The sequence below is a fragment of the Phytobacter ursingii genome, from assembly GCF_001022135.1.
Taxonomy (GTDB): Bacteria; Pseudomonadota; Gammaproteobacteria; order Enterobacterales; family Enterobacteriaceae; genus Phytobacter; species Phytobacter ursingii.
Genome location: NZ_CP011602.1, coordinates 941,667 through 954,410 on the forward strand (window position 1 = coordinate 941,667; position 12,744 = coordinate 954,410).

The 12,744-nt window shown below is 53.9% G+C and carries 9 protein-coding genes; 6 read left to right on the forward strand and 3 right to left on the reverse strand.

The features are described from left to right. Positions 1 to 102: 102 nt before the first annotated feature. Positions 103 to 1,455, reverse strand: coding sequence for a molecular chaperone (gene yegD / locus AB182_RS07745; RefSeq protein WP_047369593.1), 1,353 nt, complete (start codon positions 1,453 to 1,455; stop codon positions 103 to 105). A gap of 134 nt (positions 1,456 to 1,589) precedes the next feature. On the opposite strand from yegD, the gene alkA reads away from it, so the two are divergent. After that, positions 1,590 to 2,438, forward strand: a complete 849-nt coding sequence (gene alkA, locus AB182_RS07750; protein WP_047369594.1) for a DNA-3-methyladenine glycosylase 2 — start codon at positions 1,590 to 1,592, stop codon at positions 2,436 to 2,438. Here alkA and AB182_RS07755 read toward each other — a convergent pair. Next, on the reverse strand, positions 2,431 to 5,760 hold the full coding sequence (locus AB182_RS07755) for a diguanylate cyclase (RefSeq protein WP_047369595.1): 3,330 nt from the start codon (positions 5,758 to 5,760) through the stop codon (positions 2,431 to 2,433). The genes alkA and AB182_RS07755 overlap by 8 nt on opposite strands. A 354-nt stretch (positions 5,761 to 6,114) precedes the next feature. Here AB182_RS07755 and udk point away from each other — a divergent pair, with 354 nt between their 5' ends. The 3 genes from udk (at position 6,115) to asmA (ending at position 9,296) form a co-directional block, all read left to right on the forward strand. After that, positions 6,115 to 6,756, forward strand: coding sequence for a uridine kinase (gene udk / locus AB182_RS07760; protein WP_041852052.1), 642 nt, complete (start codon positions 6,115 to 6,117; stop codon positions 6,754 to 6,756). An 82-nt stretch (positions 6,757 to 6,838) separates the two neighbouring features. Next, entirely contained in the window at positions 6,839 to 7,420 is a 582-nt protein-coding gene (dcd, locus tag AB182_RS07765; RefSeq protein WP_047369596.1) for a dCTP deaminase, read from the forward strand. Between the two features lie 25 nt (positions 7,421 to 7,445). Further along, complete coding sequence (asmA, locus tag AB182_RS07770; protein ID WP_047369597.1) at positions 7,446 to 9,296, forward strand: outer membrane assembly protein AsmA; 1,851 nt, start codon at positions 7,446 to 7,448, stop codon at positions 9,294 to 9,296. A 21-nt stretch (positions 9,297 to 9,317) separates the two neighbouring features. On the opposite strand, the gene AB182_RS07775 is transcribed toward asmA, so the two are convergent. After that, positions 9,318 to 10,901, reverse strand: a complete 1,584-nt coding sequence (locus AB182_RS07775) for a TerC family protein (protein WP_047369598.1) — start codon at positions 10,899 to 10,901, stop codon at positions 9,318 to 9,320. A 134-nt stretch (positions 10,902 to 11,035) separates the two neighbouring features. Between AB182_RS07775 and AB182_RS07780 the strand changes: the two genes are divergently transcribed. Both AB182_RS07780 and AB182_RS33275 read left to right on the forward strand, forming a co-directional pair. Further along, positions 11,036 to 12,016 carry an IS5-like element ISKpn26 family transposase gene (locus AB182_RS07780; protein ID WP_000019450.1) on the forward strand — a complete coding sequence of 327 codons (981 nt, stop codon included), beginning with the start codon at positions 11,036 to 11,038 and terminating at the stop codon, positions 12,014 to 12,016. Further along, on the forward strand, positions 11,998 to 12,225 hold the full coding sequence (locus tag AB182_RS33275; protein WP_327078453.1) for a hypothetical protein: 228 nt from the start codon (positions 11,998 to 12,000) through the stop codon (positions 12,223 to 12,225). Before AB182_RS07780 ends, AB182_RS33275 begins: the two co-directional genes overlap by 19 nt. Positions 12,226 to 12,744 lie beyond the last annotated feature (519 nt).

Consider the following 12,744-nt stretch of genomic DNA (forward strand, 5'->3'; position numbering starts at 1 on the left):
GGCGTTGATGAGAGACAGGCAACTGTCATGCCTGATGCGTTTTACAGAAAGAAAGGATGCCCGCGTAAAACATGATGCGATTTACGCGAGCTTATTTAATGCTTAACGAAATACTACCTGCGCCCAGCGCGCCAGACCGGCGGTTACTGAGCCAAAATCGTCGCCACCGGCAATCGGAATACCCGGCAGCGCCTGTGACAGTGCGCGTTTGATAATCGGTGAGCGCGCGCTACCCCCGGTCAGGTAAATTACTTCCGGCGTCGTGTCGCTGCTTTCCAGCGCCAGTTGAACCTGCTCCAGAATACGCTGCAACGGCTGGTTCAGCGCCGCTTCCAGCCCGACCTGATCGATAGCGGTCGCCAGTTCTTTGCTGATAAACGGCAACTGCGCCTGGGTTTCCATCTGCCCGGAGAGGGCGATTTTGCTCTCTTCGGCGCTGCGCACCAGACGATAGCTTAAGCGCTGCTTCCACACCTTTTGCAGCAGGGCGACTTTATCCGCCTCGCGGGCATCGCGCACCAGATCGTTTAGCAGACGTCCGTTTGCCGCGCTGTAGAAATCGGTTTGCGCCGGTACATCGTTAATCGCGACGGCGTTCCACCACGGCAAAATGGGCAGGGCGATGCCTTTTTCGGTCTGTCCCCCCATACCCAGCAACGGCATCAGGTTTTTAAACGCCAGCGCGATATCCAGATCGTTACCGCCGACACGGCAACCGCTGTGTCCCAGCAGGCTTGTTTCACGGTCCTGGCGGTTATGCCACTGTGGCCCCATCAACAGTAAGGAACAGTCGGTGGTCCCACCGCCGATATCCACCACCAGCACGCGTTTTTCTTCGCTTAGCGTGGCTTCAAAATCAAGCCCGGCCGCAACAGGCTCATACTGGAACACCACATCGCGAAAACCGGCGCGTTTTGCCGCGCGTTCAAGAATGCCCTGCGCCTGGGCGTTGGCGTCATCGCCACCCAGCCCCTGAAAGTTAATCGGACGGCCAATAACTGCCTGGTCAATCGCCTGCGGAAGTTGTGATTCAGCCTGCTGGCGAATGTGCAGCATCATGGCGCAAACCAGATCTTCGAACAGGGCGATTTGCTGTGGCTTGAGCCCGTTTGCGCCCAGGAAGGATTTTGGCGATTTAACGAAGTAGACCTCTTCCGGGTCTTCCACATACTGGCGCAGCGAGTTCAGGCCGAACTGGACGCTTGACGCCTGGACGTCGATATCCTCTTCGCGGTTATAGCTTACGGCACGGCGCAGCAGCGCCTGCGTTTCGCTCCCCGTTGCCGGGACATTGTGGTGACGATAGAGCCACTCACTCACCGCTTCGCGCGTTGGCGCGCAGAGCATCGACGGCAGCAGTGTGCTGTCGTTTTCCATTTTTAACAGTCGTGGCGTGTCTTCCTGCATAACGGCGACCGAGCAGTTGGCGGTGCCGTAATCAAAACCTACAAACACGTGTTTATCCCCATGCCAGTGAAGAAGGGGGGCGACTTTAGCCGAATGCGTGCGCCAGGACAACTGGAATATCAAAGCAAAGCGCAAAATCACGAATGCGTATATGCTCTTAGCCGTTGATGACAGGAGATGGTATGTACACACTGCGCTGGCAGCCGCCCTATGACTGGGCATGGATTCTGGATTTTTTACGCTTGCGTACGGTCGCGGGCGTTGAAGTGATTACGCAGACTACGTACACCCGATCATTTGCTCTTAGCGGGTATCGCGGCGTGATTACCGCTGCGCCGGATATGACTGCATCAACCCTTAACGTTACGCTGAGTGAAGGGCTACTACCGGTGGCTGATCTCTGTTTGCAGCGACTTAGCCAGCTTTTTGATCTCGACTGCACGCCAAAGATAATTACAGAAGCGTTAGGGGATGTGGGTGCCGCACGGCCCGGCCTGCGGCTTCCTGGCTGCATGGACCCGTTTGAACAGGCGGTCCGCGCGATTTTAGGCCAGCTGGTGAGCGTGGCGATGGCGGCAAAGCTGACTTCCCGCGTAGCGGCCCTGTACGGCGACAGGCTCGATGAACAGTTCGTTCTGTTCCCGCAACCATTGCAACTGGCGCAGGCTGATCCGCTGGCGCTTAAAGCATTAGGTATGCCGGTAAAGCGGGCGGAATCGCTTATCTTTCTCGCACAGTCGGTGCTGGACGGGACCTTTCCCCTGACGATGCCGGATGACGTAGAACGTGGGATGAAAGCGCTACAAACTTTTCCGGGGATTGGCCGTTGGACGGCCAACTATTTCGCCCTGCGCGGCTGGCAGGCGAAAGATGTGTTCCTGGCGGATGATTATCTGATTAAGCAGCGTTTTGCCGGGATGACGCCCGCGCAGATTCGCCGCTACGCTGAGCGCTGGCAGCCATGGCGTTCTTACGCATTGCTGCATATCTGGTATACCGAGGGCTGGCAGCCACATCTCACGGTTAGTTAATAGCGAAATAGCTGGTGTTGAGCATGATATCCAGCGGCTGAGGCTGAGAAATGGTGTCGCCGAAGATCAAATCGATGCCAATACCGGAGAGCGTATCCATCATCATCGGCTGGTTTGTTGGCCCGGCAATGCTCTTTAGGCCCAGACGCTGAGCATGGCCCTGAATAATCGTCACCATCATTTCATCCATCAGGTTGCCATGAACATTTGTCACCAGCTCCTGGTCGAGCAAAAGGTAATCGGCGGTGTGCGGCGTAAGGTGGTTGAAGATTTCCAGGTCATGACCAATGTGGCTCAGGATGATACGGCAGCCCGCATGGCGTAGTTTTTTCAGGTTATCGATAATCTCTTTGCCCTGACGCATAAGGGCATCGGCATTGATCATCAGATGCAGCAGGCGACCCGGCATCGGGCCGCGCTCCAGCAGGTCCAGCACCTCTTCTACCAGTTTGCTATTGGAAAGCCCGGCAGCAGAGAACGGTAATGCAACACCCAGCCCTTTCGCCGCAACGGCGGTGGCGTGGTTACGGAAAAACTCATGGAATACGCGGCGGTCAAGAGCACGGATCAACTCCGGCTCGTTTAACCCGGCACGGAAAGCGCGCTCCTCCATCGCTTCGCCTTCGCTGGTCCACAGGCGCAGAGAGAGCAGCCAGAAATTGCAGGTTTCCGGTACGCGCGGCGAGGCGACGCAGCGGGCAATCATCATGATGTGATTGTCTTTGATCATCCGCCACTGTTCTTCCAGCGACATCTTGCTGCGTTCCTGGAGCATCTGTCCCTGCAGCGCTTCGTAGACCGTCACCAGTCCGCGACCATTATTTTTCGACGCATAGCAGGCAATGTCGGCCTGCGACATGACTTCCGAGGCCTGGTGGTTGGTTTCATCAATAATGGTGATCCCGGCACTCGCGCCGATACGGTGCATGCGGCCTTCCCACATAAAGTGGTAGTCGTTAATCGCCTCAATAATGCGCCCGGAAATATAGCGTGCGCTTTCGACATTGCAGTCCGGCAACAGCAGGCCGAACTCATCGCCGCCCAGACGGGCCAGGATATCGGTAGAGCGCAACATGCTCAGCATCAGTGAGGAGAGCTCGCGAAGCAGAGCATCGCCAGCGGCATGCCCGGCGGTATCGTTCACCGCTTTGAAGCGATCGAGATCGATAAATACTAATGCATGACGCTGATGTAACTCCTGCACGCTTTTCAGCAGACGCTTAAGGTGGGTTTCGAAATTAACGCGGTTCGCCAGATGTGTCAGGGCATCGTGAGAGGCACTGTAGCTGAGCTGGCGCAACATCTTACGCGACTCAGTGACATCCTGAATAACCAGTACGAAGCCAATATTTTGCCCGTCCAGGGTGCTCAGCGGCGTCACGCTGTAGTGGATATCATATGTACCGCCGGTACGGCAGTGGAGTACCACGTCCTGCTCGATGGCGGTGCGCGACATATCGCCGCTGTGAATGTTTTCCATCGCCGGGCCGCTTTCACCAAAGGTAATACGCAGCACGTTCAGCAGCGGCTGCGACATGGCCTGGTCCTGCGACCAGCCGCTCATTTTCTCGGCGACCGGGTTCATAAAGGTGACGTTCATATCAACGTCAGTACAGAGTACCGCTTCACCGATGGAGTCCAGGGTGATATGCAAGCGCTCCTTTTCCTGAAACAGCGCTTCGTTGAGTTGCTTCACCTCGGTCATATCCATATTGACGCCAAGCAAGCGTTCCACTTCGCCATTGCGGTTAAGTACCCGGTTGGCGAGCGTACGGATATGACGAATGCCATCTTTTACGGCAATGCGAAACTCAAGTTTAAAGGCGATCCGCGACATCAACGAGTCGCGAATAATACGTTCGGTCTCTTCCCGGTCCTCAGGTAAAATCCGTTCATACCAAAGTTGCCAGGTCGGTTTGATGTGCGACGGCACCTCATACAGTTCGAACATACGCTTGTCCCAACTGATGATATCCGGCTCCAGTTCCCACTCCCAGATACCGATCCCCCCGGCTTCGTTCGCCAGCGTGATACGCTCCATCAACCGTTTATTGACCCACTCAGTCTGTTTCAGATCGTTAATATCTTCGACCTGGGCGATAAAATAACGCGGCGAGCCGTTCGCATGGCGTACTACCGACACTGCCAGCAGCGCCCAGACCAAATCGCCGCTTCGGGTGTAATAGCGCTTTTCCTGCGAGTAGGTGTTAATTTCCCCGCGAACTAACAGATCCAACTGCTCAAGGTCTTTATTCAGGTCTTCTGGCCAGGTGAGCTGCTGGAAGGTCATTAGCCGCAATTCGTCCTGGGTGTAGCCGAGAAAATTACACAGGGCTTTGTTGGCCTGTAACCATTGCCCGTCGATACCTACCAGCGCCATCCCGATGGCGGAATATTCCATCGCATTACGGAAGCGCTCTTCGCTTTCGCTAATATGTTTACGTTCAGCCCGGAAGGCATACATCACCATTGTCATGACGTTAGCGGGCAGCAGGATCATCAAAAACGGCAGCCATGGCGCGTTCAACATCACACTGGTTTTTGGCGTGACGGGCACCAGCGGATTGGCCGCCACAACCAGCGATACCATCATTACGGTAATCAGAAAGATAAGGAACGCTTCCATACGCGGCAGACGGATGGCGCTCCACATCAGCAGCACGATCACCGCAGTAAACGGCCAGGGCAGATAGTTCATCGCCAGCCAGCTCAGGCCGAGCGTCACGGCCAGGGTTGCCAGCGTTTCGAGAAGCAATTGTCGCTTGCGGTGGCGCAGCAGATAGTGCGGCTTAAAAAGAATACCAACCGGAACCAGCGCCAGCGCGCCAATGGCCTCCGAGAGGAACCAGAGCATAAAAGTGCGCACGAGATTGTCTGTGGGGACTATCAGGCAAACTAACGTCCCGCCCAGCAGGGGAGGGATGAGTGCGCTACCGATAGCCAGCCGTATCCAGTCGTTCAGATTTTTTAGCGGGTTATACCAGGGCAAAAATTTACGCAGTAGCATTGCCCCGGTCACCGCTTCGATAACATTGATGACGGTATACCAGAGATTCAGTGTGCTTGCCGGGAACATCACCATGGTCGCCGCGACACTGCCGACTGAACAGACCACAGCGATGCCCGGCCACATCTTTCCCGCGTGGCGATAAAACGCCACCATCATCAGAGCGGAGGGAAACCATAGCGGCGAGAGGTGAGTTCCGAAGTGGGTCAGTTCCAGCGAGAATAATGAAAAGATGAACGACAACAGCCCCAAACTGAACAGACGCAGTATAAGGTTAGGGGTGGCCATCAAGACTCGCTGATTTTGTTTCATCATTACCGCTTAATCCGCAATCCCTACATTGTCAGGAACGGCGTCCGGACGAGTTAATTATGAGTTCGGATTATGCTAGTACAAACAATTTACAATTCCTATGCCGTCCGCTCAGAATTTGACATCATAATGTTATTAATTACTTAGTTTCCGGGAAAAAGCCAACAAGCGCTGTTAATTTGAACGTTCTGATTTGCGTAAAGGTGGATTTTGCGTCATAAGCACAAGGCTTTTTTGCCGAACGGCGTACTGGACGTATTCGACTGGTATCATGGACGCGAAATCCCTATAATTGCCGCGTTTGACGCTCAGGCGTCGTCCTTCCTTTACATCCAGGTTAATCAGGTCGCTAAATTTATGACTGATAAGTCACATCAGTGCGTCATTATCGGCATCGCCGGCGCATCGGCTTCAGGTAAAAGTCTTATTGCCAGCACGCTTTATCGTGAACTTCGTGAGCAGGTGGGTGATGAGCATATCGGCGTTATTCCAGAAGACAGTTACTATAAAGATCAAGGCCATCTGTCGATGGAAGAGCGTGTCAAAACCAACTATGACCATCCAAGCTCCATGGATCATAGTCTGCTGTTCCAGCATCTGCAGATGCTAAAAAGCGGCCAGGCCATTGAATTACCGGTCTACAGTTATGTCGAACATACCCGTACGCCGGAAACTATCCACATCGAACCGAAAAAAGTCATCATTCTTGAAGGTATTCTGCTGCTGACCGATGCGCGCCTGCGTGATGAAATGAATTTTTCTATCTTCGTTGATACCCCGCTGGATATCTGCCTGATGCGCCGTATCAAGCGTGATGTGAACGAACGTGGCCGTTCAATGGACTCGGTGATGGCACAATATCAGAAGACCGTTCGTCCGATGTTCCTGCAGTTTATTGAGCCGTCCAAGCAGTATGCCGATATCATCGTGCCGCGCGGTGGTAAAAACCGTATCGCGATTGATATTCTGAAAGCCAAAATCAGCCAGTTTTTTGAATAATACATGATAGGCTGTACCCTTTAGTTTACTTTGCTTTGCCCCTGAATTGTCAGGGGCGTCATGCACGAAAGGAGAAAGTGCCATGCGTCTTTGCGACCGAGATATTGAAGCCTGGCTGGATCAGGGGCGTCTGTCGATTACCCCGCGTCCCCCCGTTGAGCGTATTAATGGCGCGACTGTCGATGTCCGCCTGGGCAACAAATTTCGTACCTTTCGTGGTCATACCGCCGCATTCATCGACTTGAGCGGTCCGAAAGACGAAGTCAGCGCGGCGCTTGATCGCGTGATGAGCGATGAAATCGTTCTTGCCGACGGCGAAGCGTTTTTCCTGCATCCTGGCGAACTGGCGCTGGCCGTGACCTTTGAATCAGTGACGTTGCCTGCCGATCTGGTGGGCTGGCTGGATGGTCGTTCTTCACTGGCGCGCCTGGGGCTGATGGTTCACGTCACCGCACACCGAATCGATCCCGGCTGGTCGGGCAGCATCGTGCTGGAGTTCTATAATTCTGGCAAACTGCCGCTGGCATTACGCCCCGGCATGCTGATCGGCGCACTGAGCTTTGAGCCGCTCTCCGGCCCGGCCGACCGTCCGTATAACCGCCGCCAGGACGCGAAGTATCGCGACCAGCAGGGTGCGGTTGCCAGCCGCATTGATAAAGACTGAGTGATTTGTACCCACTGAGGCTGCCATGAGAAGAGTGTTAACCACGCTAATGATTTTACTGGTCGTGCTGGTAGCCGGCCTTTCGGCGTTGGTCGTCATGGTCAACCCTAACGATTTCCGTGACTACATGGTACGTCAGGTTGAAGCCCGTAGCGGCTATCAGTTGAAACTTGACGGCCCCCTGCGCTGGCACGTCTGGCCGCAACTGAGCATTCTCTCAGGGCGTGTAACCCTGACCGCACCGGGCGCGGAAGTCCCTGTGGTGAAAGCGGACAATATGCGCCTGGACGTTGGGCTATTACCGCTGCTCTCCCATCAGCTCCAGGTGAAACAGGTGATGCTCAAGGGAGCGGTTATTCAACTGACGCCGCAGACCTATGCGGCGCCAGAGCATGATGCGCCGGTTGCCCCGAAAGAGAACATATTGCCGCAGGCCGCGGAAGATCGCGCCTGGTCGTGGGATATTGCCCGGCTACAGGTGGCCGATAGCGTGCTGGTTTTCCAGCATGAAAACGACGAACAGATTACCGTGCGCGATATTCGCCTGCAGATGGAACAGGATGCAGCCCATCAGGCGACACTGGATTTTTCGGGGCGTGTGAATCGCGATCAGCGCGATCTCTCGTTATCCCTGAAAGCGCAAGTGGATGCCAGCGACTACCCGAGCCATCTCACGGCGACCATCAGCGATCTGAAATGGTTGTTGCAGGGGGGCGACGTCCCGGCTCAGGGGATTACAGGCGCGGGCAGCCTTTCCGCGCAGTGGCAGGGCAATCGTCAGCAAATCTCCCTGAGCGATCTGCATCTTAGCGCCAACGACAGCGCCTTTAGCGGCAAAGGCAGTGTCATTCTTTCCGAAAAACCGCAATGGCTGCTGGATTTACAGTTCGACACGCTGAATCTGGATAACCTGCTGGCGCCGAAAGAGACCGCGTCCACTGATGCTTCTACTGACCAGCAAGGGCAGCAGGCGCAGGCGCGTATGCCGCGACCGGTGATCGCTAATAACATAGAGCCGGAATATACCAGCCTTCGTGATTTCACCGCGCAGGTATCCCTGACCGCGAATAATATTCGCTGGCGCGGAATGCGCTTCGATAACGTCAAGGGACAGTTCTCTAATAACGCCGGCTTGCTCAATATCTCTACCCTACAGGGCAAAATGGGTGACGGGGATATCTCGCTGCCTGGCATGCTGGATGTGCGCCGTGATAATTCCCGCGCAGTCTTCCAGCCGCGGCTGGATAACGTTGAAATTGGCACTATCCTGAAAGCGTTCAATTATCCCATTGCCCTTACGGGTAAGCTCTCTCTGGCGGGCGATTTTTCGGGCAGCCGGATTGATGCCGATGATTTTCGCCGCCACTGGCAGGGCGATGCCCATGTCGAGATCAAAGACAGCCAGATGGAAGGGCTGAATTTCCAACAGCTGGTCCAGCAGGCGGTTGCCCGCAGCAGCGATGTGCAGGCACAGGAAAATTACGATAACGTGACGCGTCTCGACACTTTCAGCACGGATGTGTCGCTGGACACAGGCGTCATGACGCTGGCGGATATGCAGGGCAGTTCACCGCTGCTGAGCCTGTCCGGGCAGGGTGAGATGGACCTGGTGCGTGAGCAATGTGACACCCACTTTACCATCCGCGTACTTGAGGGCTGGAAAGGTGACAGCAAACTGATCGACTACCTGAAATCCACCGACATCCCGCTGAATGTATACGGTAAATGGCAGTCGCTGAATTACAGCCTGCAGGTTGATCAGATTTTGCGTAAACATTTGCAGGATGAAGCGAAACGCCGACTGAGTGAGTGGGCGGATCGCAACAAAGACAGCCAGAATGGTAAAGACCTGAAAAAACTGCTCAACAAACTGTAACGCCGGGAGACCCGGCGCCAGTCAGACCTGATAATCCAGCGCGTCGCCCGTATTCAGGGCGATGATCTGGACCTTCTGAACGCGGTGGCTTTCCACCTCCAGCGTTTTCACTAAATAATCGCCTACCTGAACCTCTTCCCCCGGCGTCGGGATCCGTTGCAGATATTCCATCAATAGCCCGGCAATGGTGTGGTATTCCCGTTTTTCATCCAGCGGCAGCGGCACATATTGCACCAGATCTTCCAGCGGCATATGGCCATTCGCGGTCCAGCTACCGTCGCTGTTTTTCTGAATATCGTGGCGGGCATCAATTTCTTCCACCTCATTCGGCAGATTCCCGGCGATGGTCTCCATGACGTCACTCAGGGTGACAATACCTTCAACGGAACCGAACTCATCGACCACAAACGCAAAATGGGTACGCGCGCTACGAAACTGCTCCAGCGCCTGTAGCAGCGGCAACGTTTCCGGAAAGACCAACGGCTGGCGGACCAGTACTCTCAAGTCGAGCGGCTCGCCGCGCAGCGACTGCTGGAGTAAATCAATCACATGTACCACGCCCAGCAAATCGGTCTCGTCATTGCCGCCGGTCACCACCATGCGCGTATGCTGGTTTTTCTCCAGCAAATCGCGAATCTCTTCTTCCGGGGCATTCAGGTCGATATGTTCAATATCATGTCGGGAGGTCATGATACTGCTCACCGTACGCTGATTGAGGTTAAGCACCCGGCCAATCATCCGACGCTCTTGCGGGTTAAAAAGCTGGCTACTGTCATGGTCGACCAGCATCGACGCGGTTTGTGCATCAAGCTCCGCATCCTCTTTTCTGCCGCTCAGCAGGCGCATTACCGCTTCTGTCGTGCGCTGGCGTAACGTCTGGTTGGCCGACAGGAAACGGCGACGGTTGAAGATAGCGAGCTGATTAAGCGCTTCAATCATGACCGAGAAACCTATCGCGGCGTACAGATAACCTTTCGGGATATGAAAACCAAAGCCTTCGGCAACGAGGCTAAAGCCAATCATCAGCAGGAAGCTCAGGCAAAGAATAACAATCGTCGGATGGCTGTTTACAAAACGCGTCAGCGCTTTGCTGGCCAGCAGCATCAGCGAGATGGCGACAATGACGGCGGCCATCATGACGGCCAGGTGATCAACCATCCCGACTGCCGTAATCACCGAGTCGAGAGAAAAAACGGCATCCAGAACGACGATTTGCGCCACGACGGCCCAAAACTTCGCCCCTCGCCGTTGCGTGGGGTTATCGCTGTCTTTACCTTCCAGACGTTCGTTGAGCTCAACGGTGGCCTTAAAGAGCAGGAACAGACCGCCGAACAGCATAATCAGATCGCGCGCGCTGAAACTGAGATCGCGGAAGGCAAAAAGCGGGTTGGTGAGCGTAACCAGCCATGAGATAGACGCGAGCAGTAGCAGGCGCATAACCATCGCCAGCAGCAGCCCTGTGACACGGGCGCGGTCGCGTTGCGCCGGCGGGAGTTTTTCCGCAAGTATCGCGATAAAAACCAGGTTATCAATGCCGAGCACGAGTTCGATCACAATCAGCGTGATCAATCCGGCCCAGATTGATGGATCGGCAATCCATTCCATCGTATGCGTAACACCTTATCAATTCTAACAATTGTCGTTATCTGATCATGGATAAAGCCAATCTAAGGAAGGTGCGAACAAGTTCCTGATATGAGATCATCATATTCATCCGGAGCGCATCCCAGAGGGACATCATGAGCCATCAACTCACCTTCGCCGATAGTGAATTCAGCACTAAGCGCCGTCAGACCCGAAAAGAGATTTTCCTCTCCCGCATGGAGCAGATTCTGCCATGGCAGAATATGACCGCTGTCATCGAGCCGTTTTATCCCAAGGCGGGCAATGGCCGACGGCCCTATCCGCTGGAGACCATGCTGCGTATTCACTGCATGCAGCATTGGTACAACCTGAGCGACGGTGCCATGGAAGATGCCCTGTACGAAATCGCCTCCATGCGCCTGTTTGCCCGATTATCCCTGGATAGCGCCCTGCCGGATCGCACCACCATCATGAATTTCCGCCACCTGCTCGAGCAGCATCAACTGGCCCGTCAATTGTTCAAGACCATCAATCGCTGGCTGGCCGAAGCAGGCGTCATGATGACCCAAGGCACTTTGGTGGATGCCACCATCATTGAGGCACCCAGCTCTACCAAGAACAAAGAGCAGCAACGCGATCCGGAGATGCATCAGACCAAGAAAGGCAATCAGTGGCACTTTGGCATGAAGGCCCACATTGGTGTCGATGCCAAGAGTGGCCTGACCCACAGCCTAGTCACCACCGCGGCCAACGAGCATGACCTCAATCAGCTGGGTAATCTGCTTCATGGAGAGGAGCAATTTGTCTCAGCCGATGCCGGCTACCAAGGAGCGCCACAGCGCGAGGAGCTGGCCGAGGTGGATGTGGACTGGCTGATCGCCGAGCGTCCCGGCAGGGTAAAAACCTTGAAGCAGCATCCGCGCAAGAACAAAACGGCCATCAACATCGAATACATGAAAGCCAGCATCCGTGCCAGGGTGGAGCACCCGTTTCGCATCATCAAGCGGCAGTTCGGCTTCGTGAAAGCCAGATACAAAGGGCTGCTGAAAAACGATAACCAACTGGCGATGTTATTCACCCTGGCCAACCTGTTTCGGGTGGACCAAATGATACGTCAGTGGGAGAGATCTCAGTAAAAACCGGAAATAACGCCAGAAATGGTGGAAAAAATAGCCTAAATAGGCTGATTCGATGTGTTTGCGGGAAAAAAATCGGCCCAGATCCGCGAAATTTTAATCAGCGAGTCAGCTTGGGAAGAAATGACCTGCTTATTCGCACCTTCCCTAAATTGCAATGCCGGTATGCGATTTATCTTATTTCTGACTGGACCCGGGAGAGAAATTAAAAATCTATTTCCTTATTAGTAATGGGATTATTTTCGTCAGCAGATGAAAATGGTTTTTAGGATATTTCGCATGCGTAAATGCCAGTAAAGATTTTGTCAATATCAATAAAATCCTAAAAAGCTAAATATTTGCTCTTAATATTATTCTTAAAAATATGTTTAGGGTGGGATGTTGCCTTGCCTGTAATTCGCTTAGCTGCAACAATTCCTCCAGCATGTTTCAAATATACCTGTGAAGTTATTTTTAATGCAGCTAAACAGCGTAAATCCTTATGACTGCCTTATTTAAGGCATCCAGGAATATTCTCTATCAGGGTCGGAGTAGAAAAGGGTGTTTTCAATAACTTACTGTTTAATCAGTGGATTGGTAGCTGAAAGCCAAGGGCGGTAGCCTGCCTGACAGCATGTCAAAAAGTCTGGATTATTCTGTCAATAGCATGTGGTTGAATAAGCGATTTTTAGGACTGATACCAGTTATATTACGTTCCGATTAACTGCATTCTGATTCCGTGATGACCG

What these genes read in the sequence shown, in the direction of transcription:
- alkA (WP_047369594.1), top strand. Translation starts at nt 1,590, where the DNA reads ATGTACACACTGCGCTGGCAGCCGCCCTATGACTGGGCATGGATTCTG.
- AB182_RS07755 (WP_047369595.1), bottom strand. Translation starts at nt 5,760, where the DNA reads ATGATGAAACAAAATCAGCGAGTCTTGATGGCCACCCCTAACCTTATA.
- udk (WP_041852052.1), top strand. Translation starts at nt 6,115, where the DNA reads ATGACTGATAAGTCACATCAGTGCGTCATTATCGGCATCGCCGGCGCA.
- dcd (WP_047369596.1), top strand. Translation starts at nt 6,839, where the DNA reads ATGCGTCTTTGCGACCGAGATATTGAAGCCTGGCTGGATCAGGGGCGT.
- asmA (WP_047369597.1), top strand. Translation starts at nt 7,446, where the DNA reads ATGAGAAGAGTGTTAACCACGCTAATGATTTTACTGGTCGTGCTGGTA.
- AB182_RS07775 (WP_047369598.1), bottom strand. Translation starts at nt 10,901, where the DNA reads ATGGAATGGATTGCCGATCCATCAATCTGGGCCGGATTGATCACGCTG.
- AB182_RS07780 (WP_000019450.1), top strand. Translation starts at nt 11,036, where the DNA reads ATGAGCCATCAACTCACCTTCGCCGATAGTGAATTCAGCACTAAGCGC.